This window comes from Turicibacter sp., assembly GCF_017941855.1.
GTDB lineage: Bacteria > Bacillota_I > Bacilli_A > MOL361 > Turicibacteraceae > Turicibacter > Turicibacter sanguinis.
The window spans coordinates 1-26,882 of record NZ_JAGAVR010000019.1; the positions used below are offsets into that span (position 1 = coordinate 1).

General features: G+C 33.4%; 30 protein-coding genes and 1 tRNA gene. 5 read left to right on the forward strand and 26 right to left on the reverse strand.

Going from position 1 to position 26,882, the window contains the following annotated elements:
* Window positions 1-465, forward strand: a 465-nt coding sequence (locus tag J6D32_RS03395) for a substrate-binding domain-containing protein (RefSeq protein ID WP_287467280.1), incomplete at its 5' end; no start/stop codon positions are given.
* 271 nt (window positions 466-736) lie between these two features.
* Here the strand turns inward: J6D32_RS03395 and J6D32_RS03400 are convergent.
* Window positions 737-1,633: a DUF368 domain-containing protein gene (locus tag J6D32_RS03400; protein WP_006785378.1), complete on the reverse strand. Its 897-nt coding sequence runs from the start codon at window positions 1,631-1,633 to the stop codon at window positions 737-739.
* A 204-nt stretch (window positions 1,634-1,837) separates the two neighbouring features.
* On the opposite strand from J6D32_RS03400, the gene J6D32_RS03405 reads away from it, so the two are divergent.
* Window positions 1,838-2,926 (forward strand): PRK06851 family protein, encoded by a 1,089-nt coding sequence (locus J6D32_RS03405; RefSeq protein ID WP_006785379.1) that lies wholly within the window; start codon window positions 1,838-1,840, stop codon window positions 2,924-2,926.
* A gap of 45 nt (window positions 2,927-2,971) precedes the next feature.
* On the opposite strand, the gene J6D32_RS03410 is transcribed toward J6D32_RS03405, so the two are convergent.
* Window positions 2,972-3,244 (reverse strand): hypothetical protein, encoded by a 273-nt coding sequence (locus J6D32_RS03410; RefSeq protein WP_055163623.1) that lies wholly within the window; start codon window positions 3,242-3,244, stop codon window positions 2,972-2,974.
* Between the two features lie 218 nt (window positions 3,245-3,462).
* On the opposite strand from J6D32_RS03410, the gene J6D32_RS03415 reads away from it, so the two are divergent.
* The gene (locus tag J6D32_RS03415) at window positions 3,463-4,116 is read left to right on the forward strand and encodes a M48 family metallopeptidase (protein WP_006785127.1); all 654 of its coding nucleotides are present in this window, start codon (window positions 3,463-3,465) and stop codon (window positions 4,114-4,116) included.
* Window positions 4,117-4,200: 84 nt separating this feature from the next.
* On the opposite strand, the gene J6D32_RS03420 is transcribed toward J6D32_RS03415, so the two are convergent.
* The 8 genes from J6D32_RS03420 to J6D32_RS03455 form a co-directional block, all read right to left on the reverse strand.
* Window positions 4,201-4,277, reverse strand: a tRNA-Arg gene (locus J6D32_RS03420).
* Between the two features lie 144 nt (window positions 4,278-4,421).
* Window positions 4,422-4,886, reverse strand: a complete 465-nt coding sequence (locus J6D32_RS03425) for a GNAT family N-acetyltransferase (RefSeq protein WP_006785128.1) — start codon at window positions 4,884-4,886, stop codon at window positions 4,422-4,424.
* 66 nt (window positions 4,887-4,952) lie between these two features.
* Window positions 4,953-5,723, reverse strand: coding sequence for an SDR family NAD(P)-dependent oxidoreductase (locus J6D32_RS03430; RefSeq protein WP_006785129.1), 771 nt, complete (start codon window positions 5,721-5,723; stop codon window positions 4,953-4,955).
* A 230-nt stretch (window positions 5,724-5,953) separates the two neighbouring features.
* Window positions 5,954-6,664, reverse strand: coding sequence for a ribonuclease III (gene rnc / locus J6D32_RS03435; protein ID WP_006785130.1), 711 nt, complete (start codon window positions 6,662-6,664; stop codon window positions 5,954-5,956).
* Window positions 6,665-6,808: 144 nt separating this feature from the next.
* The gene (gene plsX / locus J6D32_RS03440) at window positions 6,809-7,813 is read right to left on the reverse strand and encodes a phosphate acyltransferase PlsX (protein WP_006785131.1); all 1,005 of its coding nucleotides are present in this window, start codon (window positions 7,811-7,813) and stop codon (window positions 6,809-6,811) included.
* A gap of 116 nt (window positions 7,814-7,929) precedes the next feature.
* A complete protein-coding gene (gene recG / locus J6D32_RS03445) occupies window positions 7,930-9,975 on the reverse strand; it encodes an ATP-dependent DNA helicase RecG (RefSeq protein WP_006785132.1) in 2,046 nt (681 codons plus the stop codon).
* A 111-nt stretch (window positions 9,976-10,086) separates the two neighbouring features.
* On the reverse strand, window positions 10,087-11,727 hold the full coding sequence (locus J6D32_RS03450; RefSeq protein WP_006785133.1) for a DAK2 domain-containing protein: 1,641 nt from the start codon (window positions 11,725-11,727) through the stop codon (window positions 10,087-10,089).
* A 14-nt stretch (window positions 11,728-11,741) separates the two neighbouring features.
* Window positions 11,742-12,107: an Asp23/Gls24 family envelope stress response protein gene (locus J6D32_RS03455; RefSeq protein ID WP_006785134.1), complete on the reverse strand. Its 366-nt coding sequence runs from the start codon at window positions 12,105-12,107 to the stop codon at window positions 11,742-11,744.
* A 209-nt stretch (window positions 12,108-12,316) separates the two neighbouring features.
* Here J6D32_RS03455 and rpmB point away from each other — a divergent pair, with 209 nt between their 5' ends.
* Window positions 12,317-12,508: a 50S ribosomal protein L28 gene (rpmB, locus tag J6D32_RS03460; protein ID WP_006785135.1), complete on the forward strand. Its 192-nt coding sequence runs from the start codon at window positions 12,317-12,319 to the stop codon at window positions 12,506-12,508.
* A gap of 48 nt (window positions 12,509-12,556) precedes the next feature.
* Here rpmB and J6D32_RS03465 read toward each other — a convergent pair whose 3' ends face one another.
* From J6D32_RS03465 to J6D32_RS03525, 14 genes are all read right to left on the reverse strand, one after another.
* The gene (locus J6D32_RS03465; protein WP_287467283.1) at window positions 12,557-12,940 is read right to left on the reverse strand and encodes a hypothetical protein; all 384 of its coding nucleotides are present in this window, start codon (window positions 12,938-12,940) and stop codon (window positions 12,557-12,559) included.
* A 25-nt stretch (window positions 12,941-12,965) separates the two neighbouring features.
* Window positions 12,966-13,328: a DUF2089 domain-containing protein gene (locus J6D32_RS03470; protein ID WP_006783248.1), complete on the reverse strand. Its 363-nt coding sequence runs from the start codon at window positions 13,326-13,328 to the stop codon at window positions 12,966-12,968.
* A gap of 14 nt (window positions 13,329-13,342) precedes the next feature.
* Window positions 13,343-13,720: a hypothetical protein gene (locus J6D32_RS03475; RefSeq protein WP_006783247.1), complete on the reverse strand. Its 378-nt coding sequence runs from the start codon at window positions 13,718-13,720 to the stop codon at window positions 13,343-13,345.
* Window positions 13,721-13,891: 171 nt separating this feature from the next.
* A complete protein-coding gene (gene spoVM, locus J6D32_RS14060; protein ID WP_081448223.1) occupies window positions 13,892-13,972 on the reverse strand; it encodes a stage V sporulation protein SpoVM in 81 nt (26 codons plus the stop codon).
* A 103-nt stretch (window positions 13,973-14,075) separates the two neighbouring features.
* A complete protein-coding gene (locus J6D32_RS03480; RefSeq protein WP_006784058.1) occupies window positions 14,076-14,708 on the reverse strand; it encodes a thiamine diphosphokinase in 633 nt (210 codons plus the stop codon).
* Window positions 14,709-14,713: 5 nt separating this feature from the next.
* On the reverse strand, window positions 14,714-15,358 hold the full coding sequence (gene rpe, locus J6D32_RS03485; protein ID WP_006784057.1) for a ribulose-phosphate 3-epimerase: 645 nt from the start codon (window positions 15,356-15,358) through the stop codon (window positions 14,714-14,716).
* An 18-nt stretch (window positions 15,359-15,376) separates the two neighbouring features.
* On the reverse strand, window positions 15,377-16,264 hold the full coding sequence (gene rsgA / locus J6D32_RS03490) for a ribosome small subunit-dependent GTPase A (protein WP_006784056.1): 888 nt from the start codon (window positions 16,262-16,264) through the stop codon (window positions 15,377-15,379).
* 45 nt (window positions 16,265-16,309) lie between these two features.
* A complete protein-coding gene (gene pknB / locus J6D32_RS03495; RefSeq protein WP_129821287.1) occupies window positions 16,310-17,605 on the reverse strand; it encodes a Stk1 family PASTA domain-containing Ser/Thr kinase in 1,296 nt (431 codons plus the stop codon).
* On the reverse strand, window positions 17,602-18,354 hold the full coding sequence (locus J6D32_RS03500) for a Stp1/IreP family PP2C-type Ser/Thr phosphatase (protein WP_006784053.1): 753 nt from the start codon (window positions 18,352-18,354) through the stop codon (window positions 17,602-17,604). The genes pknB and J6D32_RS03500 overlap by 4 nt, the downstream gene beginning before the upstream one ends.
* A complete protein-coding gene (gene rlmN, locus J6D32_RS03505; protein WP_006784052.1) occupies window positions 18,354-19,397 on the reverse strand; it encodes a dual-specificity RNA methyltransferase RlmN in 1,044 nt (347 codons plus the stop codon). Before rlmN ends, J6D32_RS03500 begins: the two co-directional genes overlap by 1 nt.
* An 89-nt stretch (window positions 19,398-19,486) precedes the next feature.
* Window positions 19,487-20,821, reverse strand: coding sequence for a 16S rRNA (cytosine(967)-C(5))-methyltransferase RsmB (gene rsmB, locus J6D32_RS03510; protein WP_287467284.1), 1,335 nt, complete (start codon window positions 20,819-20,821; stop codon window positions 19,487-19,489).
* A gap of 170 nt (window positions 20,822-20,991) precedes the next feature.
* Entirely contained in the window at window positions 20,992-21,873 is an 882-nt protein-coding gene (locus J6D32_RS03515; protein ID WP_006784050.1) for a YitT family protein, read from the reverse strand.
* A 225-nt stretch (window positions 21,874-22,098) separates the two neighbouring features.
* The gene (locus tag J6D32_RS03520) at window positions 22,099-22,968 is read right to left on the reverse strand and encodes a YitT family protein (protein WP_006784049.1); all 870 of its coding nucleotides are present in this window, start codon (window positions 22,966-22,968) and stop codon (window positions 22,099-22,101) included.
* Window positions 22,969-22,991: 23 nt separating this feature from the next.
* A complete protein-coding gene (locus J6D32_RS03525) occupies window positions 22,992-23,852 on the reverse strand; it encodes a CvfB family protein (RefSeq protein WP_006784048.1) in 861 nt (286 codons plus the stop codon).
* Window positions 23,853-24,088: 236 nt separating this feature from the next.
* Here J6D32_RS03525 and J6D32_RS03530 point away from each other — a divergent pair, with 236 nt between their 5' ends.
* Window positions 24,089-24,259, forward strand: coding sequence for a hypothetical protein (locus tag J6D32_RS03530; protein ID WP_006784047.1), 171 nt, complete (start codon window positions 24,089-24,091; stop codon window positions 24,257-24,259).
* 30 nt (window positions 24,260-24,289) lie between these two features.
* Here J6D32_RS03530 and J6D32_RS03535 read toward each other — a convergent pair whose 3' ends face one another.
* Complete coding sequence (locus tag J6D32_RS03535; protein ID WP_006784046.1) at window positions 24,290-25,174, reverse strand: TraX family protein; 885 nt, start codon at window positions 25,172-25,174, stop codon at window positions 24,290-24,292.
* 64 nt (window positions 25,175-25,238) lie between these two features.
* Window positions 25,239-26,477 carry an FprA family A-type flavoprotein gene (locus J6D32_RS03540; protein WP_006784045.1) on the reverse strand — a complete coding sequence of 413 codons (1,239 nt, stop codon included), beginning with the start codon at window positions 26,475-26,477 and terminating at the stop codon, window positions 25,239-25,241.
* Between the last annotated feature and the right edge of the window lie 405 nt (window positions 26,478-26,882).

Below are 26,882 nucleotides of genomic sequence, written 5' to 3' on the forward strand. Positions count from 1 at the left end.
ATTTTTAAATACGATGACATGCAAGGAAATCTACGCTATAAAGGATTTTTAACTGAAATGTATAAACATAATCTTTCTGTTGATGAATCTGCAATTATTTGGTACTCAACGGAAAACATGGAACAACAATTCTGCCTTGAAAACCTTCCTCAATTATTAAAAAAATTCAAATCATCAACTGCCACTGTTTGCTACAATGATCAAATTGCAATGAAACTTATTCAATTACTCGCTTCAAGTGAGCTGAACGTTCCTCATGACCTTTCACTTGTTAGCTTTGACAACTCAAGCTTAAGTCAAATCGGGGTCGTTCCCTTAACAAGTATCACACATCCTGGAAAAGAGTTAGGAAAACTTGCGGCTGAGTCTATTCTGACCATGATTAATAATCCACATTATGAAATGAAACATACTTATCATCCTGAATTAATAATCAGAAAATCAGTTGCTAAGTTAACAAAATAAAAAAATCGACCAGCGGTCGATTTTTTTACTTTTGAATTAATTTAAAGAGCTGACTTTCATGAGGTGAAATACTACATTCAAAGGATATAAACTTCTTTACCTTCCCTTTCTTAGCCCCTAATTCTCAAATCCTATCTCCCCCTTGAAACTACAAACAACTTATAAAAACAAAACACAACTTCATGATAACTTTTTTCAATCTACACTTTTAATAAAACGTTTACAGAGATATCAAAAAAATACTGTACATAACGTGTACAGTATTTTTTTATTAACGTTGCTGTTTGCGCTCTAAAGCTGCACTAAATTGTTCTAATCCAATAATTACTGCCCCACCAATGATGAAGTAAAGAAGATTAAATGTCTCAAATGACATTGGTAATTGCGGTGTCTCAAGCGTTGTCGGCCCCATTAAAACCGCATAAATTGATCCAATCATTAATCCTAAAATAAGATAAATCATTTGTGGACGTGCATTTTCTAAAGCATGACGAATTAATTTAATCGTTGATAAGATTCCAGTAATAATTCCAATTCCAAAAATAAATAAAATAGGAACATAACTGAAATTAAACGTTAAAACCTCTTTAATAGCCCCAATAATTGTCGTATAAAGTCCGAAAATTAATAATAAAGTTGATCCTGAAATTCCAGGCAACACCATAGCAGAAATGGCGATCATCCCAGCTAAGAAGACATAAATGATTAATCCAATGTTTAAATTTGATAAAGAAATGTTAATTCCTCCACCCGAAGAAATAGGATTAAAGACAGAAATCGCAACTACAATCAAAATTCCGGTAACTGTCCAAACAAGATTAATATATTTATTTCTTAATGTTTCGCGCTCCGCTTTAATAATTAACGGAATTGAGAAAATAATAAATCCAATAAATAAAGAACTAATATTATAAATATGTTCTTCAAAAATAGAAGCTAAAAATAAAACAGAACCAATCAGCCCAATGGCCCAACCAATTCCAATTTTAATTAAGAAATTCAAAGCTTTTAATTTTTCTTCTTTATTATTTTTTGAAATCAATGTATTTAATGATCCGATAAATTGATCATAAAATCCTAAAATAAATGCGATCGTTCCTCCTGAAACACCCGGAACACTATCGGCTAATGCCATAAAAAAACCACGTATTAAATTAACAAAAAACATCGATTAATCCACCTCTACTATTCTAGTTCATCCCTTGTGATGATATTATAATTAGTTTAATCATATCATAAGACGACTTATATCGCAATGAAAGAAAGTTATCGATTTTCATATAAAAAAAAGACGATTTTTATGAACACTCTAGGCCTACGTCCCATATGATAAAAAGTAAAGTCTATTAGGTTTCATCTAAGGAGGATGTATATGGGAGCATCAATCAAAAACTATTTTACTTGCGCAAATAGTTCAAAAGGATTTTGTAATTTTTTTGATTCTAATTTACAAGGATTAAATAACTTGTATATTTTAAAAGGAGGTCCTGGAACAGGTAAATCAACTTTGATGAAAAAAATTGGGGCCCACTTTTATGATTTAGGGTATGATATTGAATTTATCCATTGTTCATCTGATGCAGATTCACTTGATGGGGTCATTATTCCTAAACTTTCTGTTGGAATTGTCGATGGAACTGCTCCACACGTTATTGAACCAACTGCCCCTGGTGCTATTGAAGAATACGTCAATTTAGGCGTTGCTTGGGACCGTCAACTATTAAAACCTCATACAGCTGATATTTTAGCTCTAAAATATCAAATTGGACACTGCTATGATGTTTTATACCAATCTTACGCCGAAGCATTAGGGATTCATGATGAATGGGAAAGCATCTACATAGCTGAAATGGATTTTAACAAAGCCCCTTTACTTAGACAATATATTTGTGACACCTTATTAAATTTTGAAAAACAAGATCATACCGCAGTGGTTAAACATCGATTTTTTGGAGCCTCTACTCCAACCGGATCAACTGACTATATTCAAAACTTAACTGAGGACTTAAGTAAACGCTACTTTATTAAAGGACGTCCTGGAACAGGAAAGTCAACCCTTCTAAAACAAATGGCAGCCCACTGTGAAGAACTAGGATATGATATTGAAATCTATCACTGTTCATTTGATCCAGACTCACTTGACATGCTATTAATCCCCTCTAAAGGTATCTGTTTCTTCGATTCAACAGCTCCTCACGAATACTTTCCAAACAAACCAACAGATGAAATCATCGATATGTACGATGCTCTGGTCACTAAAGGAACAGATGAAAAGAATGAAGCCGCTCTGAAAGAAATCTCAAATCGATATAAACAAACCATTAAAAAAGGAACGGATGCTTTAGGTCTTGCTAAACAATTTCATGATCAATTAGAACAATTTTATATTGATGCTGTTGATTTCGATATTATCGAAAAAATTTATGTTGACTTAAAAACAAAAATTGAAGAATTAATGTAATAAAAAAAGCGATTGTCTTTGTAGACAATCGCTTTTTTTATTATATTAACGACGTTTTGTCGCATTTTTATTTGATGCTGTTTCTTTTTTGACACAAAGTGCCGTCATCTGTGATTTAATTTGATGATAAGTTACCGGATCAAATAAAAGATCATTCCAAATTTTCACTTTATTATCTCGAATCCCGCAAATCACTTGTTCATAGTTAGGATACTTAATCACAGCAATCCCTTGTTTTGTTTTAATCTCAACGATTACTTCTTCTTTTCCTCTTGTTTCAAATTTTCTTGCGACTCCCTCTTGAGTATGTTCCCACATATTTAACCTCTCCTTTTAGTATGATTAGTTTTTGGATTGGTGATTCAATGAACACCGTGTATTTTGAGCTACAATTAACCATATGCTTAAAAAAAAGTTTTATGATAAAAAAGAATCCAATTTCTTTAAACTTTTTATCACTTGAATCCACCTCTCAATCCCTTCGGATTGTGTGATATAATAAGTTATATTCTTTAATTAAATACCGGAGACCTACTATGCAAATCACAATTAAGAACAAATCAATTATATTTGATATTCAATATGGAAAACGAAAAAAAATGGTGCTAGATATAACACCAGAGGGACATATCACCTTGAAGGTACCTCAAAAAACATCGGAACAAGCTATCCATGAATTTATGAATTCAAACGCTAATCTGTTACTAAAAGTTCAAGAAAAGATAGAGAATCGAAAATATATCTCAAACGAAAAATCCTACGATAAAGAAGAAATTTTCCTCTATCTTGGAAAAGGTTATCATCTTAATCAACTCATTCCAGAAATACCTGAGTCAGAGAAAGAAATTCAAAAGCAACTACAACAATTTTATACCACTCAAACGAAAAAGATCATAAAAAAACGTGTTCAACATTTTGAAAAAATCATTGGCGTCAAAGCTAAAAACGTCACTGTGGTAGACTCCCCTAAAACATGGGGAACTTGTGATTCTAACAAGCAACTTACATTCAACTATAAACTGTCTATGGCCCCAATTGAAGTGATTGATTACGTTGTTATTCACGAGCTATGTCATATTTTTCATATGAACCATGACCGCTCTTTCTGGCGTAAGGTTGGGATGTATGATGTGAACTTTAAACAACATCAAGACTATCTTTCAAGATTTGGAATCGTCATGACCATTTAAAAAGGCACTCCCATGAGGGAGTGCCTTTTTATGAACAAAAAAAAAGACCACCTAAATAAGTAGTCTATGATTAACAAATAAAAATGGCGCGCCTGGCAGGAGTCGAACCCACAACCCTCTGATCCGAAGTCAGATGCTCTATCCAATTGAGCTACAAGCGCATAAGATTTACATTTATTATCTTATTTAATATTATACTCTACATCATTTTCTTCGTCAACCAAATATCTGTTAATTATTAACAAACATTACTATTCAAGAATGAAAGATAATCGAGTTCTCTTGAGTTACCTTTCATCCTTACTTTATTTGATCGGGGTTCTCATCACATTTCGAACATTCATCAAACCTTCTTTTTCATAAAACATTAAGGCTGCCTGATTATTAGCTAATACACTTAGCTCAATATACTCTAATTGACGGTCTTTCCCCCAATCCTTAGCCGCCTTAAATAATTCATGTCCATATCCACATCCTCTATATAAAGGATCCACAACTAAATGTACTAAATAAACATAATGACGCTTGAGTAAAGATGGAAGATCAATTGATTCTAATTGCTCAACAAGAGCAAGTCCCCGAATTTCACCTTCATCTTCTAACAATAGATAATCTGCTTTCTCATTCAATAAATACTGCCGCACCCAATCGATATCTTCACTTATTTTTTTAAAATCATCCGGTTGCAACTTGGACATCATTTGATTGAGTTCATTATTTAAACGAACAATTAAATCGATATCCTCAACTGTCCCTAGCCTTACTTTCATACTCTCACCTCTTAATGATGATTGTATTAGATAGAAACACAATTTATGACTAATAAAATAGTTGGATTACTTTTGTTTTTTCAATTGATTTCGATAAACGAGCATACGGCCCCATTTTCTTGGAATAAAACGATTAAAAAATAACAAAAATCGATTAATCATTCCTGGAACAATGACTTCTTTTCCTTTTAACATGCCTGCAACTGCAATTTCAGCCACTTCTTCTGCTGTTTTAATTTTAGTTGATGCCACCTGAATATGTGCACGTTTTTGAAAATCTGTATCAACTGGACCTGGACATAAAACACTTACCTTAACGTTTGATTTCTTCATCTGTAGCTCATAAGAAATGGCTTCTGTTAATTGTAAGACATACCCTTTTGTAGCATAATAACTCGCCATTAAGGGACCAGATTGAAAGGCTGCAGTTGAAGCGACATTCATCAGATATCCCTTATCTTGCTCCACAAAATCTTTTAAAAATAATTTACTCAAAAGATGTAAACTTTTAATATTTAAATCAATCATATTTAATTCATTCTCTAAGTTTATCTCGATAAAGTCACCAAATAATCCAAATCCTGCATTATTAATTAAACCCTCGATAGAATAAATCTGACAAGCCTCATAGAGCAATTCCGTTTGCTTCATATCCGATAAATCAAACGGCATCACTTCAACTTTCACTTTATATTTTTTTAAAATATCAGATTTTAATTGTTTTAATAACTCTTCTCTTCTTGCTACTAAAATTAGTGAATACCCACGTTTTGCAAGTGCATAACAAATGGCTTCTCCTATCCCTGATGAAGCTCCCGTTACAACAAAATAACCCACAATAACTCCTCCTTGTAAAAAACAAAAAGAAGAAAGCAAAACCATACTTTAAACAAATAAAGTTTTGCATTCTTCCTTCCTATCATTCATCTAGATATTTACAAAAATGGTTTCAATATTTCTTTCATCAGCCTTAACACGTAAATGTATTGGATACAAAGGTTCCGATTATCTAGGTAACTATTTATTGCTATTAAACACAAATCTAGACTAATCTCTTTAACAATAGATTATTTTTTTTCATGATTCTTCGCTAGAATCTCTATTGCACCTTTAGCTGCTTGTTGTTCAGCTTCTTTTTTAGTTTTTCCAATTCCACGTCCAAGCGTAATCCCATCCAATAAAACAATAGCTTCAAATGAACGATTATGAGCTGGACCTGTCTCAGAAATAATACGATATTCAATTGCTTTTTTAGAATCTGCTTGCACAAGTTCTTGTAACGTACTTTTATAATCAAATACTTGTGTCACTTCACCTTGTTGGTAAGCTTTATGAATAATCTCATGAACAAATGAGTAAACCGTGTCCATTCCTAAATCAAGATACATCGCCCCAACAAATGCTTCAAACGCATCAGCTAAAACCGTTGGACGTTCACGACCTCCAGAATTTTCTTCACCACGCCCCAATAACATTAACTTTCCTAAGTTTAAATTACGAGCATAAGACTCAAGTGATGGCTCACAGACAAGTTGGGCACGAATCTTCGTCATTTCACCTTCTGAAAGAGAAGGTTTTAAATTAAAAAGGTAGTTTGAGACTGTTAATTCTAAGACCGCATCTCCTAGATATTCTAATCGCTCATTATCTTCAATTTTTAAATGGCGATGTTCATTAACGTACGATGAGTGAGTAAAAGCCTGACAATAACGATCTAGTTGACGAAACGCAATCTTATTTTCTTTTAAAAACTCCGCTAATTGATCTAAATATGCCAAAATATTTCACCTCCATTCAAATTCCAAATAATTATAACCCTTTTCCAGGCTTTTCACAAGAGATTCGTAAAGAGTCGAGTGTTTTCGACGAAAATAGAAGTAACAAGACATTTCTACATCTATTTTCAACTGCAAATCAGATGACTATTCAACATTTTCTCTCAATGCTTGACTAATTTTATTCACGACATCTTGTGAAACAGCTTCACGTGCTTGACGAATCGCATTCATTATAGCAAGAGAATCCGATGATCCGTGAGCTTTGATAACAGGTGCTGTTACCCCAAGTAACATTGCTCCCCCTACCTCTGAAGCATCCATTCGCTTTTTAATACGGCTAAAAATTGGTTTTAAAATTAAAGCCCCTACTTTTCCTCGTGTTGAAGACATTAATTCTTCTTTTAATAATGAAAAGACTGATTTTGAAGTCCCTTCTACCGCTTTTAAGGCAATATTTCCAGAGTATCCATCTGCCACAATGATATCTACTTCACCAGAAATCATTGTTTTTCCTTCCATATTTCCAACGAAGTTAATCGAAGAATCCGCTTGAATCAATTTAAATGCTTCTTTTTGAAGGTCTGTTCCTTTTCCTTCTTCTGTTCCAATATTTAATAAAGCAACACTTGGGTTTTGAATATGTAACACTTCTTTGGCATAAATTGAAGCAATTTTCGCATTCTGATATAAATATTGAGGTTTGGCCTCACTTGTTGCTCCAGCATCACATAAAATCGTATATTTATTTGCTTTAATCGTCGGCATAACAGGAGCTAAGGCTGGACGCTCCACTTCTTTCAAACGTTTTACAACCAACGTTCCCGCTGCAATTAACGCACCTGTAGCTCCTGCTGAAACAACCGCATCAATTTCACCAGCTTTAGCATCTTTACAAGCACGTACCATTGAAGAATCTTTATATTTTCGAATGGCCATGGCAGGATCTTTAATATCCATCGGAATCACTTCTTCACAATGAACGATTTTAATACGCTCGTGTGGTTCCTTCATATATTTTTTTATTTCATCCGCTTGCCCATATAACAAAATCTCAATATCATTAAATTTTTCCACTGCTTCATAAGCACCTAATACTGGTTGTTCTGGAGCAAAATCGCCACCCATGGCGTCTAATCCTATTTTAAACATTTCATGTCACCTCATTCATTGACGCTAATTCCTTAGCATTCATTCATCTTATAAAAAAAATAACTATTACCATTATAAACTATTTCAAAGGTTTTCGACACCTAACTTTTCTGATTTTAATCAAATTGATGCATCTCATTGGCCACCGTTGATTCGATATAATCGCGTAGTGGTAAATATAAATTATTTTGTTTAAATTCATCTGAACTGACTAAACGATAAGCATCTTGCATCGCAACTTGTAAAATATTAAAATCTTGTACTAAATCCGCCATTTTAAACACTGGAACCCCTGACTGCTTCTCCCCAAAGAAATCTCCAGGACCACGAAGTTTTAAATCAGCTTCTGATATTTCAAAGCCATTCGTTGTCTGAGTCATAATTGTTAGTCTCTCTAAGCTCGCTTCATTTTTAATATCACTCATCAATAGACAATAGGCCTGTTCACTTCCACGTCCAACACGTCCCCTTAACTGATGTAATTGCGATAATCCAAATCGGTGGGCATCATAAATGAGCATCAAATTGGCATTTGGAACGTTTACTCCAACCTCAATCACAGTCGTTGAAATTAAAATTTGAGAACGATTCGCCACGAAATCATCCATTACAGCATCTTTTTCAGCTTGAGACAAACGTCCATGCATTAATCCGACCTTTGCCCGTCCCTGAAAATGGTGTTGCCACAAATGATACACTTCTACCGCATTTTGTACATCCATCGCTTCAGATTCCTCAATTAGTGGGGTAATAACATACGCCTGTTGACCTTTACTTAAAATCTCATCTTGAATAAAATTTAATGCCCGATCTAACTTTCCACTATCAATTAAATAGGTTTCAACAGGTTTACGCCCTTTAGGCATTTGAGTAATCGTTGAAACATCCATATCACCAAAAGCTGAAATTGCAAGCGTTCTTGGAATTGGCGTTGCTGTCATCATCAATACATCTACAAATTCACCTTTTTCACGTAACATTTTTCGCTGATTGACTCCAAAACGATGCTGTTCATCCGTTATGACAAGTCCTAAATTTTGAAAGACAACTTCTTGTTGAATAATCGCATGAGTTCCAACGAGCAGATTAATTTCACCTTGTCTTAACTTTTCTAAAATTTCACGTCGTCGTTTCCCTTTAACCGAGCTACTTAAAAACTCTATGTTTACCTCTTTAAACGGGGAAAAGAGCTCACAAAATGATTTATAATGTTGTTGCCCAAGTATTTCAGTTGGAACCATTAAAGCCGTCTGAAAACCAGCTAACATTGTCATAAATAAGCTCACAGCTGCTACAACTGTTTTTCCTGAACCTACATCCCCTTGTAGTAATCGATTCATCCGAGTGGGACTCATTAAGTCTGTTTTGATTTCAGATAATACAGTCAACTGTGCCTCTGTTAATTGAAACGGCAATTGATGAATGAATTGCTCCACTTTCATCTCATCAAAACATTTATTCGCCCCTACTTTTTCATGTTTCGTTTGATGACGTAAATATTGAATTTTAAGCTGAAACTTCAATAATTCCTCATATTTAATACGGCGTTCAACTTGACGTACTTGTTCTTTATTCTTTGGAAAATGGGCAAATGATACAGCATCCTTATATGAAATTAATCGATAAGATTGTTGCAAGTCGAGTGGAAGATCATCATTAATCAGTGAGTGAAATTGTTCATAGGCTGCTTTTACTATTTTTTTAAATGTTTTAGTTGGAATTTCCTTTAAAGAATAAACTGGCTCAATTCCTCTTCCCTCTGCACTCCCAATGATAATATCTGTCGCTGTAATTACCTTACGTCCTAAATCCCATTTTCCCGTCACGGTAATTAAAGTATCTAACTTTAATTGATTTTTTAAAAATTGACGATTAAAGACAACGACTTTAACGACTTCATGATTAACTAACACATTAAAACTCATACGAGCCTTCATTTTTCCATAATATTGAACACTACAAGCTGTAATGACTTTTGCTTCAACGGTAATTTTTTCTTCATGCATGGCGTGATGAATATCAATCAATTCATAATTTTCATAGCGATAGGGAAAATACTCTAATAAATCTTTTACCGTCACAATTTTAAGTTGAGCCAACTTTTCAACCATTGCTTTGCCGACCCCTTTAACTTCTGTAACTAAAATTTCATTTAATGACATTTTCTCACACCCTTTCAAATCATCATTTTTTCTTATATTGTATCATAAAGTGTCAATTTAAATATGAAAAAAGACGTGTTAAATGATTAACACGTCTCAAATCTCATTCTATTACTCAACTGAGATAATGTATGAATAAACAGGTTGTTCTCCATTGAAAATCGTTACTTCTACGTCATCATATTTGTTTTCAATGTACTCTGCTAATTCATCAGCTTCATCTTCATCTGTTCCTTCACCGTAAATGATCGTTACAATTTCACTATCTTCATCAATCATTTTATCAACTAAAGCACAAGCACTTTCAAAACGATCTGGTACTGATACAACAATATCTTTATCTAAAATTCCGATAAAATCATTTTCCTTAATGTCAACACCATTCATTTGTGTATCACGAACAGCATATGTAACTTGTCCTGATTTTACTTCTGTAATAGCTTGTGTCATTACTTCAGTATTTTCAGTAACAGATGCATTTTCATTAAACATAATTAATGATGTATAACCTTGTGGAATTGTTTTTGACGGAATAACAACAACATTAATATCTTCTGTTACTTGAGCCGCTTGATTAGCTGCCATGATAATATTACTATTATTTGGTAAAATAATAATATTTTTTGCATTTAATTCATCAATTGCCTTTAAGAAGTCTTCTGTTGATGGATTCATTGTCTGTCCACCTTCAATCACATAATGACATCCTTGTTCCTCAAATAAGTGCTTAATCCCTTCACCTGCAACAACTGAAATAATTCCATATTCCACTTGTTCTTTTGTCGCTGGCATAGCCGGTTCAGAACTATTTTGTCCGATAATTTCATTGTGTTGTTCTGTCATATTTTCAATCTTTAACTTCACAAATTCACCATGTTTTTGTGCTAATGTTAAAGCTTCTCCTGGTGTTAAGGTATGAACATGAACTTTAACAATATCTTCATCTTGAACAACGACAATCGAATTTCCTAACTTTTCTAAACGTCCGCGGAAAACTTCTTCTTTAAATGGAGTGCGTTCCTCATCTAAACGTAAAATGAACTCTGTACAATATCCAAATTCAATTTCATCACTGCTTAATGCCATTTGAGCTGATTCTTGTGTCGTTTCAGATACTTGTTCTAAATTAATTACTTCACCTTTTAAAGCTTTTAAGAATCCTTCAAAAATATATGTTAACCCTTGTCCACCACTATCAACAACGCCTACCTCTTTTAAAACAGGTAAAAGATCTGGTGTACGATCCAATGAAATTTGCATTTCATTTACGACTAGTTCATATAAATCAGTGATGGTCTCAACTGTTTCATATTTGCAAACAGCAGCTTCAGCCGATTCACGAGCAACAGTTAAAATAGTTCCTTCAACTGGCTTCATAACTGCTTTATAAGCTGTTTTAACACCACTTTCAAGTGCAAAAGCAATCTCTTCAATACTCGCTTCGTCTTTCCCCTCAAGACCTGTAGCAAATCCTCTAAATAATTGTGATAAAATAACACCTGAGTTTCCACGGGCACCCATTAATAAACCACGTGATAAAACTTTTGCTACTTTTCCAATTGAGGCTTCATTTAAAGAAACTAACTCTTTTGCTCCCGCAGTCATAGTCATACTCATATTTGTTCCTGTATCTCCATCCGGAACAGGGAATACGTTTAATTGGTCAACATATTTAGATTTGTTGGCTAAGTTATTAGCTCCATTTATTACCATTTGTTTAAATACGATACCATTTATCTGTTTCAACGACATGAACAATACTCCTCCTAGCGATCTAAACCTTTAACACCTTGCACAAACACATTAACTTCTTTAACATGTTCTCCAAAAGTTTTTTCGATCACATACTGAACTTTTTTCTGAATTTCAAAACATACTTCTGATACTTTAATTCCAATTCCAACAATTACATATAAATCAACGATTAACTTATTATTGTCATCGGCGCGTAATGTAACACCTTTACTATAGTTCTCTTTACCTAAAACAACGGCTAATCCATCTTTAACAAAATTCTTTGAAGCCATCCCCACAACACCATAACATTCTGTTGTAGCATTTCCGATGACTGTAGAAAGGGCATCTCTTGAAATGTCGATTCGACCATATTCATTTTTAATTTGGACTGTCATGATTGACAAACCTCCCTCATCGCTATATTCTTGATATCATTTTACTATATATTATACACCATGACAAATGAAAAATGTCAATCAAGGCGACTAAAACAACGGAAACAATACTATTCTCTGCAATTATTTCAAAAAAACTTGATAATTTATAAAAAATGTGATAAATTAATATGAGTCTTAGATAGTTAGTGAAGTAAGGAGGTTTGACTATGGCTCGTGTTTGTACAATTACAGGACGTCGTACGACAACAGGAAACGCTCGTTCTCATGCAATGAACTCTTCAAAACGTACTTGGAAGTCTAACGTTCAAAAAGTTAAAATCTTAGTAAACGGTAAACCTAAAAAAGTATACGTTTCTGCTCGCGCATTAAAATCAGGTAAAGTAGAACGCGTTTATTAATAACAATAAAAAAAAGTTATCATGTTGGATAACTTTTTTTTATTGTTATTAATCAATCCAAATTCTTACTTTTGCATCTTTTGTGTCCACCATCACTAAATCACCCACAAAATCTAAATCAATTAATCGTGTGATTTCATCAATATCAACAGCTACATCCGTACCCGCTTTTTCATTAATTTGATTTTGAATAAATCCAAGTTTTAAAAATGATTTTGCGACATTTAATGGGATATTGATTTCTACAACCTCTTCATCCCCTTTTTCAAGTGACTCTACATCTATATGTAAAAAGCGCCCAATCATTGATTGATTAACTGTAGCTACCTTTTTTTTCGCTGTCTCCATTGCCTGAATTAATTTTTGCCCTTCTTCGGCTGTAATTATTTTATTTTCAATCATCTTTAAAATTTTAACTAATTCTTCATTCATTTAAATCTCCCTCTCATTTTTTACTTTATCTTTTTAACAGTTCCGTCGCTTCCCTTACTGTCATTTCCCCTTTTTCAATCCGATCCAAAATTTCATGTGTCTGTAAAGTAGTTTCCGTCGTTTGGTATCCGAGTGATTGAATGGTTTGGTCTAACATTCTTCGAACTGTTGGATAAGAAATTCCTAACTCTCGTTCAACTTCCTTAATATTCCCTCTATTCTTCAAGAAAATCTCAGCAAAAACGAGCAATTCTTTAGGTAAATAACTAAATTTATTCAAACGATACTGTCCATTCATTTGGGTTTTACAACATTGACAACTTAACTGTGTGACAAGTAATGATTGTTCGCAAACCGGACAAAATCCGAGTGTTTCATATTGCTTCAAATCCTTCACCACCTTTATTTGGTACAAATCATCACTTCATTCTCTTCTGATTTAATATGAATAAGATTAATCGGTGGATATCCCCTCATTAAATCTAAAAACTCACTAAATCCATCAATCACGATTTCTACCATTTCATTCGATTCTTCCGTCGTTGCCATGTGTTTTGTAATAAATCTCACAAAAGGTGGACAGATTTTTAACATTGCTTTAATCATTCCAAATCGAAGAGCAGGAAGTCGAATCACTTTACCTTCATCGATTATCCGTACTTTTATTTTCTTAGCACGGTATTCCAGCTTGTGCTGAGTGTCTTTTTCAATTTCTTTTATCGCTTGTTTAACAGTTATCCGCCCCTCTTCAATTCTATCTAATAAGTATAGATAGGACATCTATCTCCCTCCTTTTTACCATTTTATACCATTATCATATGTCCGATGTTAAAAAATTTCAATCTATAAATTAACAGTTTTAAAGATATAATTAAAAATATTGATTTTATTCTTAAAAATTCATAATCTCATACTGAAAGAAAAAAACTGTCGATTAAATCGACAGTTTTTTTAGTGTTTTTTGAAGATATTCATGACACCGACTACAATGGCACTTAACCATTTCGGTAATTTAATTGTATAAAATCTCATGTAGATCTCTCCCCCATGCAAAGGATAATTTAATTCTTTACACTATATGTTAAAAGTTAGGGAGATATAACTTAATTTTAACAGGATTTAAAAAACCCTTCATTCAATCTCTACTGTTTACCATCAATAAATATCCTTCATCAAATGAAAGACTAAACTTATCTGCTAATACTTCATTGCTTATACAGCGAATATCACCTTGAGTTAACTCATAATTAGTCAATGGATATTTAAGACCTCTAAGTGTTAATCCCTTAACCGTTGTCTCAAAAGCAAAAAATGAAATATATTGATGAGCTGGTCTTAAAAATTTATGATCGCCTCTTGAAAGTAAACATAGTGAGTTTGTTTGATCAACTATAAAAATACGTACTTTCGCTTCGCTAAACTGTAACAGAAGGCGAATATTAGCTAGTGTATGATCAATTCGCCCCCCCATTGCTCCATAGATATAGATTTCGGTGACACCAAGCGAGATTGCATACTCAATAGCCACCTCTGTATCTGTTTCATTTTTTTCACACGGTAACTTAATTACCTTTGAACATAATTGTTGGATCTTTTGATAATCGCACTCTCCAATTGAATCGAAATCACCAATCGCAATGTCAGGTATAATTCCTTGATTAACTAAAACTAAGGCTCCTCTATCCACACCAATACTAATAGATGCGTCCTTTAAAGAAGCTTCATCAAACCAACCATTTGGGGCCCCACACATAATTTTAGCAATCATCATGATTATCCTTTAATTTTTTGAATAGCTAATTTGCGATCAGGTGCATTGAATACCGCTGACCCCGCTACAACAACATCTGCTCCTGCTTGTTCACACAAACGTGCTGTTTCTTCGTTTACACCACCATCAACTTCAATTAAATATTCATATCCAAACTCTTCTCGCCATTGGTTTAAAGTTGCAATCTTATTTAATGAATCAGAAATAAATGATTGTCCTCCAAATCCTGGATTAACCGACATAACTAAAATCCAATCCACATCATTTAAAACATGTTTAATCATTTCAAGCGGTGTATGAGGATTCAAAACAACCCCACAAGCAATATTATATTGCTTAATCAATTGTAACGTACGATGTAAGTGTCGGCATGCTTCAACGTGAACTGTAATAATATCCGCTCCTGCCTCCACAAATTCTTTAATGTATTGATCCGGTTCTTCAATCATTAAATGAACATCAAAAGGCAACGTTGTATGGGGACGAAGACATTTCACAATTCCTGGCCCTAATGTAATATTTGGAACAAAATGCCCATCCATCACATCAATATGGATATAATCTGCTCCTAATGCATCAACGCATTTTACCTCTTCTGCTAACATGGAAAAGTCAGCTGCTAAAATAGATGGTGCAATCTTTAACATTCCTTATCCCTCCAACAATTAATACTTTGGCTTTCTAGATTTTATCTCAGTTAAAAACTGTAAATAATTGTCATATCGACTAGACAATACTTCATGATTTTCTACTGCCCGTTTCACTGCACAATTTGGTTCAAATTCATGAACACATCCTCTAAACTTGCATTGGTCTGATAGTTCATAAAAATCTATAAAACATTCTGATAAATCTGTTGCCTCAAGTTGATCTAAATCTAATGAACTAAATCCTGGGGTATCAGCAATTAATCCACCACTTAACTTATGCAACTCAACGTGACGAGTCGTATGTTTCCCACGTCCTAATGCTTTTGAAATTTCATTTACTTGAATATCTAGAGTTTCATCAATTGAATTTAATAGCGATGACTTCCCAACGCCTGATTGTCCACAAACGACAATAATGCGATCTTTAATTAACTCCGTAATCGCTTCAATTCCAACTTGATTTCTTGATGAAGTCTCAATGACTTGATAACCAATCTGACGATAATAATCAAAAATAGGATCTAAAACCTCGTGTTCTTCTTTTGATAACAAATCAAATTTAGTTAATACGATAATCGGTTCAATACGATTCATCTCGATAACCGCTAAAAAACGATCGAGTAATTTAACGTTAAAATCAGGTTCTTTGACTGAAAAAACAACCAAAGCCAAATCAACGTTTGCTATAGGGGGGCGAACCAGTTCATTTTGACGATCTTCAATTTCCATGACATAGCCATTTCCATCTTCTTCAACTAAAAAACGAACTCGATCCCCAACAAGAGGCGTTATTTTTTGTTTTCTAAATAATCCTCGACTACGACATTGGATGATTTTTTTTGTCTCAACTTCTTCAACATAATAAAACCCACTTAACGCCTTTAAAATTATACCTTTTTTCAAACTATCACCTACTAAATGGCCAGTTTTCACTGACCATTTTCATTTTTATTGAGTTGAACTACTTGTTGTTGAACGACTCGGCTTTTTCGCCACGTATAACGTTACATCTGATTTTACTTTAACACGCGTTCCAATGGCAGGAGATGTTTTAAACACATCACCTTCTGTATAACTAGAATCTTCAATATAAATAACTTTTGCGCTTTTTAATCCAATTGATTTTAATTCACTTTCAGCTTCATCAATAGTCATTGAGGCAACATCTGGTATTCTAACTTCTTCCGCTTTATAATGAGATGGCTCATAAATGATAATGTAATAGAAGAACATTGCCATTAATAAAAACACCGTATAAGCACTCAATAACGCTGTATTTAAAACGCCAAATTTCTTTTGTTTTTTGGTTTTTTTCTTTTTCGCCATTTCTTCTGATACCTCCTTATTTAAATCAGGCATCACCATCGTTTTTTCTAACTCCATCTCTTTAATCACTTCAGATTGTAACGGTTCATCCACACGATCTGATGCAAGTGCAGAATTTAATTCACGTAACAATTCTTCAACACTTTGATATCGTTCACTTGGTAGCTTAGCAGTGGCACGATGGATAATATTATCTAAACTATTCGGTAATTCCGGTATCACATCTTTAAGAGACGGCATCTCAGTTTCTAAATGCTGAAGTGCGATATTAACGGCTCCTTCACCTTTAAATGGAACATCTCCTGTCAACAATTCAAACAAAATAATTCCTAATGCATAAATATCAGAACGTTCAGTTGCTAAATTTCCTCTTGCAAGTTCTGGCGCTAAATAATGAACAGATCCCATGATCGTATTGGTTTGGGTAATATCCGCTTCGTTACTTGATAAAGCAATACCAAAATCCGTAATTTTTATAATTTGATCATCTGTAATCATAATATTTTGAGTTTTCAAATCACGATGAATAATATTATTTTCATGAGCGTAAAGAACCCCTTCTGCAAGTTGTTTCATTAAATGAACAGCAACTTCTGGACTTAATGCTCCATTTTCACGCAAATAATCTTTTAATGTTTTCCCTTTTACATATTCCATCACAATAAAAGGTTGCTGTTTATAATCGCCAACATTATAAACATGAACAATGTTAGGATGATCTAAGTTAATCACCTGAGATGATTCACGTTTAAATCGCTTAATAAATCGTTCGTCTTTTGATAACTCATAACGTAACATTTTAATCGCAACATGACGTTTTAACGTTCGATCATAGGCTAAATAAACATTAGCCATTCCGCCGTCTCCAATTAACATTTTAATATCATATCTTGAATTAATCGTTGTACCGATTATCATCTAGAGCAACTCCCTTCAAAGCACTCATATAAAGCAACTGATATATTATCAGTACCTCCATTTTCATTTGCCATTTGAATTAATGTATTAACTTTCTCATTCGTTGATAGAGGATTTTTAAGAACTTTTTCGATATCCCTATCCTCAACAAGTGAAGTCAGACCATCTGTACATAATAAAATAGCCTTCAGATCATAATTTTCTAATACTAAATAATCAAACTTCAAATCTTTGTTAACTCCTAATGCATTCATAATAATATTACGATGCGGGTGTGTTTTTGCTTCTTGTTCAGATAATTTTCCTTCTTCAACAAGCTTTCGAACAAAGGTATGATCTTTTGTGATCTGTCTTAAACCTTGGTGTGCTAATACATACGCTCTACTATCCCCGGCATGAGCAAATGCAATAAAAGACTTCGTTATAACCGTTACAATTACTGTCGTTCCCATACCATGAGAAATATGTTGCTGCTCAATGTACTGCAAAATATCTTGATTAATTTGATGCAAAACTAATTTAATCCACTTACGTAAATCTTCTGAATCATCAAATGAAAGTGTTTCATTAAAGGAATGTTCCACAACTTTAATGACCATCTCACTTGCAACTTCTCCTGCTTCATGCCCCCCCATTCCATCTGCAACCACCATAACGGTACAAAATGGATTTTGATAAATAGTCACGGCATCTTCATTGTGTGGTCTTACTTTTCCAACATCAGTCTTATAACACATTCGGTCCAACATTATTCTAAAGCTCCCTCCTTAGCTCTTAACTGTCCACATGCTGCATCAATATCACTACCTAGCTCTCTTCTGACTGTTACATTAACCCCACGTTTTTTCAACGTTTGTTCAAATTTTTCAATATGCTCAATTGGTGTACGATCAAATCCTCGTTCTGGAACATAATTAACTGGAATCAAATTAATGTGACAATTTAATCTTCCGACTAAATCTGCTAACTGATTAGCACATTCTACCGTATCATTCACATTTTTAATTAATCCGTACTCAAATGTAATACGTCGATTAGTTTGTTTAATATAATACTTGACGGCTTCCATTAGTTTTTCTAATGGATAAGCACGATTAATCGGCATTAATTGGGTGCGTAGCTCATCTGTCGGGGCATGTAAAGAGACAGCAAACGATACTTGCGGATGTTGATCGGCAAAATTATAAATTTTAGGAACAATTCCACTCGTCGAAACGGTGATATGACGTGATCCAATATTCAAACCTTTTTCACTATTAATAATTTCAATAAACTTTGTTAGATTCTCATAATTTTCAAACGGTTCTCCAATTCCCATCACCACAATATGGCTCACACGCTCCTGTGATTCATCTAAATATTGTTGCACACGTAAAACCTGTGCCACAATTTCACCTGCTTGTAAATTTCGCTTTAATCCACTCAAGGTTGAAGCACAAAACTTACACCCAATACGACATCCAACCTGTGTTGTAACACATACCGAACACCCGTATTTATGTCTCATTAAAACTGTTTCAATTAAGTCTCCATCAGACAATTCAAATAAAAACTTTGTGGTCCCATCACTTGCCACTTGTTTTTTTCGCTCTTTTAATGTTGTGACATCAAAAGACTCTTGCATTAACCCCTTTAAATCCTTTGGTAAGTTACTCATTTCATCAATTGAAGTCACTCTTTTTTTAAATAACCAGTCAAAAATTTGATTAGCACGAAATTTAGGTTGTTTTTGCTCTTGTAACCAATTCTGCCAATCTTGTATATCTAAACTATAAATGGATTTCTTCTCCATAATAGCACCACCATTTCTATCTTTTAGAACTCTTTTAATTGAACGATGAATGACCTAGTCTTATTATCGTTTAAAAGTCTCATTTATAATCACAAAATTTCTCGTTTTAAACAAGCAATAAAGAAGCCATCCGTTTGATAATCCCCGGGAAATAATTGAACCATTCCAGTACTTGCTTGTTCGTTTAAAACTTCAGGTAAACGCTCCACTAATGTTTGATCTAATTTAAACTCAGGATGCTCGCGTAAAAACCATTCAACCATTTTATCATTTTCTTTACGATTGACTGTGCAAGTACTATACAATAAAGTTCCACCATATTTCACCAATGAAGCCACTGTCTTCAAAATTTCTTTTTGGATTGCCATCACACCATCTAAATCTTCAGGTTTCTTTGTTATTTTAACTTCAGGATGTCTTCTTAAAATTCCAAGTCCTGAACAAGGAGCATCAACTAAAACAGAATCAAAGCTTTCCGATGGATAACATTCTGTCAACTTTGTTGCATCTTGTAAATTCACTACAACATTTTTAAGCCCCAATCTTTTCACATTATCCTCAATCAATTTAATTTTATGAGGATAAATATCATGAGCATAAACCATTCCCGTCTGGCGCATCATTTCAGCGACATGAGTCGTTTTCCCACCTGGAGCTGAACAGGTATCTAACACTTTCGTGTGATGTTTTGGCTTTAAAGCTCTCGCCACTAGCATCGAAGATTCATCTTGAACATAAAACCATCCTTGTTCAAAAGCTTTTGTCTTAATGACATTCCCTTTTGTAATGACCAGTGCATCTGGACTTAAAAATCCATCTCGACACTGAATTCCTTCTTCTTCAAGTTTTTGTTTTAGTTCTTCTTTCTTTCCTTTAACACCATTAACACGAATTGTTACATTTACTCGCTCATTGTTTGCATTGGCCATTTGTTCTGTTTTTTCCATTCCAAATTGCTTTATCCAAAGCTTAATTAACCAAAGAGGATGTGACGTCTTCGTTGCTAAACGCTCGGCATCATCTTCAATTTCTTGTAAATTAGACAAAGGGTTACGCATCATTTCACGTAAAATAGCATTCACCAATTTACCGTTAAATTGACCACCACGCTTTTTAGCAATATTAACAGCTTCAGAAATGGCAGCATGCTCAGGAACACTATCTAAATAAAGAATTTGATAGAGTGTCATTTGTATCAAAATGCGAATCCACCCTTTAACTTTTCCATTAAAAAAAGGAGTTGCATAAAAATTCAATAGTTGCTGATGCTGTAAAGTTCCGTAAACCAATTCCGTCATAAAATTTTTATCCTGAATGGTTAAGTCACTTTTTTCAATCTGCTCATTTAGAGCATGATTGCTATAAGCACCATTAATTAAAATATCTGTTAATGTCTGCAAAGCCAATTCACGGGCATTTGCCATAATACCACTCCGTTCTCAACCACCGTGATGTAATTATAATTTGTCACTTTATATTATAACATAATCTATTAAAATTCATCTGTTATTTCCTCTACTTTTCACTCTTCCTTTAGGAATTTCCCTAATATTAAAATAAAAAAGCTGTTTCAATTTAGAAACAGCTTTTTTGTTTATTGTGCCTTATCAACAATTTTACGGCCAAAGTTTCCTTGGACTTGTGAACTTTGTAAGACATTTGTAAAAGAATGCGGATCCACTTCATTTAATAACTGAAGGGCAATATATAATTCATAACTTGAAACAACCATCATTAACAAACTACGATTCGTGTGGGTATAAGCTCCCTCTGCATTAATAATCGTAATTCCACGTCCAAGTCTTGCTTGCAATGTTTGAATAACTTCATCTTGCTTCGTCGTAACAATAAAGACAGTATAACTTTTGTGTGGAGTATGAATGCGATCAACCATTTGCATTTGAACAAACATAAGTAAAATGGTATATAGTGCAATTTCCCACCCTTGTAAAAATCCTGCAATGGTAATAATAATACAGTTAACATAAAATGAATATTGTCCAAATGAACCTTGTTTTTTCATTGATAAATATTGGGATAAAATATCTAGTCCTCCAGTCGAACCACCATATTTTAAAATGGTTCCACTACCAAGGGCATAAATCATCCCTCCAACTACAATATTTAATAAAACATCTTCAGAAAATGTTTTTTCAGGAATAACATTCAAACAAATGGTTAAGAACGTAACGGTATATAGCGTATGATAAGTAAATCTTTTTCCAATAAATTTATACGCTAATAATAATAAAGGAACGTTAATTGACCAAATTAAAAGCCCTAAATTAATTTTAATCCCTAAAGTACTATATAAAATTCGACTAACCAGCTGCGAAATACCAGTTACCCCACCCACGTATAACCCAGATGGATTGATAAACCAGTTAATTCCAATAGCAAATAAAATGGTTCCTACAGAAATAATCGCCAAGCTTTTAAGTTCTTTTTTAAATCGCTCTGATGTCAAAATATCCATACCTCATATCCTCCAACTCCATTTTGTCTCTCACCTCAAAATGGATAATTCATTTAACCTTGAGAAATTATAACATTTTTATTAGTAACTTTAAATGTTTAATTCATCGTTTTTTTTGCTATTTTTATCCATTTAAAATAGACTAAAAAAATCCCGGTAACAGAAAGAAAAAAACATATCTGCGCTGCAACGCCTCACAGATATGTTTTTTTAAAAAAGCTCTTATTAAATTTTCTTTTTAACAAAGTTTCCTTGGATCATCTCACTTCTGACCACATTCGTAAATGAATGTTCGTCAACAGACTTAATGATAGCTAAAACTTCATATAACTCATAACTTGATAAAACAAGCATCAACACACTCTTATTATTTTTCGTATAGGCACCTCGACCCTCAAGTACCGTAATTCCTCGATAAAGATGTTTTAAAATGGTTTCAATCATTTCTTCCTCTTTCGTCGTCACGATATAAAGTGTTAAATTCTGATGAATCGTATGAATTCGATCAACAACAACAGAAGTAATGTAAATACAAATAATTGTATAAAGAGCCGTTTCCCAACTTTGTGTTAAGCCCGCAATCAGGATAATAATAGCATTAATACTAAATGAATATTTTCCAAAAGATCCATCATATTTCATTGAAATATATTGAAAAATAATATCCATCCCACCAGTTGAACCACCAATCTTTAAAATCATTCCAATTCCAGCACCTACTAAAACTCCACCAAATACTGCGTTTAATAGGATATCTTCAGAAAATTGTCCAATAGGGACCATTTCAAGCATGACAGATTGAATCACAACTGCTACCATACTTAAAACGGCAAATCGTTTTCCAATTGATCGCCAAGCTAGATATAAAATCGGAATATTAAAGACAAATACAAGGGTCCCTAGACTCAATTCTATGCCTAATCCAGCGCTTAAAAACTCAATAATTAACTGAGCAATCCCTGTCAGACCCCCAGTATATAAATTGGCTGGTGTTATAAACATATTAATAGCTAGAACGATTAATAAATTTCCAATTAACATAATAGATAAGTTTTTAATCTTCACCGACAAAACTTCGTTTTTAATAAAATTCATTGACTGTACACTCCGTTGCTATTTTATTGTTCATTATCTTCCTTTAAATAGGTCCATCCTTCTTCTTGGTACACTTTTCCTTGTTTCATTAACGTTCCTAAAGCTCGCTTAAATGATGCCTTGCTCATTTTAAAAACGCGACGAATATCATCTGGTTCTGATTTATCATAAAATGGCATCGCTCCACGACGTGACATTAAATACTCCATGATCACATCTGCATCCTCAACAATAGCAAACTCTTTTTGTGGAATTAAAGAGATATTTAACTCTCCATTTTCTTTGACACGAACAACGCGCCCTTCAATCATTTCACCTAAACGTGGTTCTTCACGACGTTCACTTTCATGAATGAATCCCATGTATCCTTCTTCTGTGATGACATTTGTCCCAACTTTTCCAGTACGGATAACACGAGCTTTAATTTTTTTACCGTGTAATGATTGAGGCGCTTCATGTTTTACCCCACCAAATTCAGATGGACGAGCAATAATCGCAAATAAATAATTTGACAACGATTCTTTTAAATAACAATAAACATAATCTCCAACTTGAGGCCATAAATGTTTGTAAATTGGTAAATCTGATGGAGCAATTAAAATTTGTTTATTAATTCCGATATCGACGAAAATTCCTAATTCATCACGAACACTTACAACTTCACACCATCCAAACTGTTCAGTCGTCACTTTTGGTTCATGCATGGTGGCTGTTAAACGTTTCTTTGAATCGTAATAAACAAATACCTCGACCATTTGGCCTTCTTCTAATGGACGCGTTACCTCTGCTTGATGTAAAAAGTATTCTTCTCCATCAAGTGTTAATGTATAACCAAGTGGTGTTTGACGCTCCACTTTCATTTCATGAATTTTTCCTGCTAACATTTCATCACTTACTTTCCTTTTAAAGTCAATATATTATAACATGAGCCAATTTTAGAGAAAAGCAAAATAATTCGTTTTCTCGACGAGTTTTATAAAATAAGTTGACACTAACTGTCCTTAGTATCATCTTTTTTTATGAAAAAACTCAATAAAAACACCATATTCTCTAATTATTTTTATAATAAATAGATATATACTAATACTAAAACCAATCTAATAAGAAAAGGATGTTTTTTATGAATAAAACTTGTAAATACTGTCATCAACCGCTTAACAATCACTCAATGACGACAAAATTTGGTATTTTCTGTTGTGAGGAACATCTGAATCAGTATCTAAAAAACCTTAGCAATGAAGAATATATCCAATTACAACATTCTTTTTGTGTTTGTAGTGACGAAGATTAAAAAGGTTAGCTCTCTTTTGAGCTAACCTTTTTAATAAATGAATGTTTGTAACCCTAAAACGAGTAATCCGAGTAAAAATAAATGAACAGGATAGAACACGTAAAACATGTATTTATTAAATGGTCTTCCTTTTTGCCCATTATAGTCTTTTAAAAAGATCAAAGAAAACAGGCTAAATAACTGAGCGTTACACATGAGAAAATAGATGACTTGAAGACCTACTTCATAACCATTGCCTAGATGATCACTCATCAAAGAAGTTATCACACTCAGTTGGCCACCATAGAGTAACACATTTAAAATGATGAGCATAAGACTTAATCGCTTAAAATTATCAAAGCATAAATACATCACAAAAATCGTCATAATCCCATAAAAACCATAATCTGTTTGCATCATTTGTGCTAAAAATCCAAGCGCTACAATAAACAATCCAGGGATAAAATTTTTACTTTCATCTCTTGAAATATGATCGTATCCCCAAATGGCTAATAACCCCAGTCCTAGTGTAAAGAAAACATTTTGATGACTCATATCAACAAAAGAACCCGAAATTCCAAAATCAAAAAACGGCTCTGAAATAACTGCAAAAAGAGCTAATCGCAAAAAATATTTCTTCTTATTTGAGGTATGATAAAATCCATTCACAATTAAATACGCAAAAATTGGAAAAGCAATTCGACCGATGAGACGCATTAAAATAATCACGAGTTGAAACCAAAAAAACGACTCCAAACTTTGTCCATAAACAGATTGTAAACTAGTTAAAACAATCGCTGCAAAATGATCGATAAACATTGCCAAAATCGCAATTAATTTTAATGACGTAACAGTCAATCGCTGATTAACAAAACCAATCCCTTCTGCTTGATTCACCATTTCACTCACTTCATCACCACTTTCATTTTTTTCCATTATAACATATGAATCCTTTAATAACCACTAACGATAAAAAAACAGCCAACGGCTGTTTTTTCCCTTAATCTAAATCACAAACTAATTTTCCTTCTGATAAACTACGTCCGATTGCTTTTCCTAACTTTAAAACATCGACTAATTTTTCTTCATCTGGTTTAAAGCATAACTTAACTGGATCAATCATTTTTAATTTTAATTGTGTTAAACGAGCATGAACGTTATCCACGGCTTCTCCACTCCATCCGTAAGAACCGAATGCCGCTCCGAATTTTCCACCATGAGTCACTGGATTCATCGCTGTTAACACATCCCAAATAATTGGAACCGCATCTTTATTAATAGTCGTTGCTCCAATTGCAATCGCATCTGCTTGATATAAATCTTGTAATAATTGTTCTTTTAATTCAGGATAGCTTTTAATATCTAAATCATATAAACGAACTTCTACCGAAGGATTTACCATTAAAATTCCTTCTTTAATCGTTTCGGCCATGATTTTTGTATATCCATAAGCAGATGTGAATGGAATGACAACTAATTTATCCATTGAGAAGTTTTCAGTTGACCATTCTTTATAAATGTTCATAATTTCTTCAATTCGAGCATCAAGTACTGGACCATGTCCTGGACAAATCATTTTTATTTTATAGTTTGAAAGTGAGGCAATCGCTTTTAAAACATAGGTTTTAAATGGAGCGAAAATTGGATTATAGTAATTTAATAAGGCATCCATGTAGTCCTCATTTTTTGAGGCTGGTAATTTTGACATTAACACTTCATCAAAGGCATAGTGACTACCAAATGAATCACAAGTAAATAAGATTTCTTCTTCTACTAAGTAGCTATAAATCGTATCTGGCCAATGTAAGTTTGGTGCTGAAATGAATTTTAAGGTACGTCCGCCTAAATCTAATTCATCATTCATTTTAACCGCTTGTGATTTAAAATCAATGTTTACGATATTGCGTAAATAACGAATCGCTACAGCTGATGCAATAATAGTCAAATTAGGATTTAATTTAATTAACTTTTCAATTGATCCAGCATGATCAGGCTCTGTATGATGAACAATTAAATAATCAATTTTATCAATTGATACTAATCCTTCAATCTTTTTTAAATAGTCGTCGAAATAAGGCGCTTTCACTGTATCAAATAAAGCGACCTTTTCTTCTCCTTTTACAAAATAAGAGTTATAAGATGTCCCGTATTTTGTTTCCATGACAACATCGAATACTTCAAGATCATGGTCTTGAACACCAAGCCAATAAACATTTTCAGCAAGCTTTAAGCTTTCCATAAATCGATCTCTCCTCCATTAAATAAGAAGTTTTTAGGTAGATTATCTATCTATTCTATTTTAACATACTAACCTTTTATCCCCAACTTATATGCTCTTAAAATTATGACTTCTCGCTAGTTCTCCTATCACCTAGGTGTTCGCTCATCAGATTTTTTTAAAGTATGTCCCTTTTATAGAGATAATCATCTATTCAAATGGATTCCGTCAAATTCTTTCTTTATTTAAATCAACAGGACTGCATTCATCTCCTCTTTTTAAATCCAATGGGGATAAGTCTCACTCACTACGATTAGTCTAACCGACAATCTTTAAATCTAATTGATTGACATCAACCTATTTTAACTCTTCCTACTTTGAGACCATCATCGAAACGTTTAGAATGCTAAACTCCTCTCTAAATTA

Coding starts and splice junctions, on each gene's coding strand:
- J6D32_RS03465 (WP_287467283.1), bottom strand. CDS start 12,940: ATGAATGAAGAATTAGTTAAAATTTTAAAGATGATTGAAAATAAAATA.
- J6D32_RS03455 (WP_006785134.1), bottom strand. CDS start 12,107: ATGACAGTCCAAATTAAAAATGAATATGGTCGAATCGACATTTCAAGA.
- J6D32_RS03540 (WP_006784045.1), bottom strand. CDS start 26,477: ATGGAAAGCTTAAAGCTTGCTGAAAATGTTTATTGGCTTGGTGTTCAA.
- J6D32_RS03475 (WP_006783247.1), bottom strand. CDS start 13,720: ATGTCCTATCTATACTTATTAGATAGAATTGAAGAGGGGCGGATAACT.
- J6D32_RS03520 (WP_006784049.1), bottom strand. CDS start 22,968: ATGAATTTTATTAAAAACGAAGTTTTGTCGGTGAAGATTAAAAACTTA.
- J6D32_RS03530 (WP_006784047.1), top strand. CDS start 24,089: ATGAATAAAACTTGTAAATACTGTCATCAACCGCTTAACAATCACTCA.
- recG (WP_006785132.1), bottom strand. CDS start 9,975: ATGTCATTAAATGAAATTTTAGTTACAGAAGTTAAAGGGGTCGGCAAA.
- J6D32_RS03515 (WP_006784050.1), bottom strand. CDS start 21,873: ATGGATATTTTGACATCAGAGCGATTTAAAAAAGAACTTAAAAGCTTG.
- J6D32_RS03425 (WP_006785128.1), bottom strand. CDS start 4,886: ATGAAAGTAAGGCTAGGGACAGTTGAGGATATCGATTTAATTGTTCGT.
- J6D32_RS03500 (WP_006784053.1), bottom strand. CDS start 18,354: ATGTTGGACCGAATGTGTTATAAGACTGATGTTGGAAAAGTAAGACCA.
- J6D32_RS03405 (WP_006785379.1), top strand. CDS start 1,838: ATGGGAGCATCAATCAAAAACTATTTTACTTGCGCAAATAGTTCAAAA.
- J6D32_RS03450 (WP_006785133.1), bottom strand. CDS start 11,727: ATGTCGTTGAAACAGATAAATGGTATCGTATTTAAACAAATGGTAATA.
- spoVM (WP_081448223.1), bottom strand. CDS start 13,972: ATGAGATTTTATACAATTAAATTACCGAAATGGTTAAGTGCCATTGTA.
- pknB (WP_129821287.1), bottom strand. CDS start 17,605: ATGATAATCGGTACAACGATTAATTCAAGATATGATATTAAAATGTTA.
- rpe (WP_006784057.1), bottom strand. CDS start 15,358: ATGTTAAAGATTGCACCATCTATTTTAGCAGCTGACTTTTCCATGTTA.
- rsmB (WP_287467284.1), bottom strand. CDS start 20,821: ATGGCAAATGCCCGTGAATTGGCTTTGCAGACATTAACAGATATTTTA.
- J6D32_RS03400 (WP_006785378.1), bottom strand. CDS start 1,633: ATGTTTTTTGTTAATTTAATACGTGGTTTTTTTATGGCATTAGCCGAT.
- J6D32_RS03480 (WP_006784058.1), bottom strand. CDS start 14,708: ATGATTGCTAAAATTATGTGTGGGGCCCCAAATGGTTGGTTTGATGAA.
- J6D32_RS03525 (WP_006784048.1), bottom strand. CDS start 23,852: ATGTTAGCAGGAAAAATTCATGAAATGAAAGTGGAGCGTCAAACACCA.
- J6D32_RS03535 (WP_006784046.1), bottom strand. CDS start 25,174: ATGGAAAAAAATGAAAGTGGTGATGAAGTGAGTGAAATGGTGAATCAA.
- rpmB (WP_006785135.1), top strand. CDS start 12,317: ATGGCTCGTGTTTGTACAATTACAGGACGTCGTACGACAACAGGAAAC.
- plsX (WP_006785131.1), bottom strand. CDS start 7,813: ATGTTTAAAATAGGATTAGACGCCATGGGTGGCGATTTTGCTCCAGAA.
- rlmN (WP_006784052.1), bottom strand. CDS start 19,397: ATGGAGAAGAAATCCATTTATAGTTTAGATATACAAGATTGGCAGAAT.
- J6D32_RS03410 (WP_055163623.1), bottom strand. CDS start 3,244: ATGTGGGAACATACTCAAGAGGGAGTCGCAAGAAAATTTGAAACAAGA.
- J6D32_RS03415 (WP_006785127.1), top strand. CDS start 3,463: ATGCAAATCACAATTAAGAACAAATCAATTATATTTGATATTCAATAT.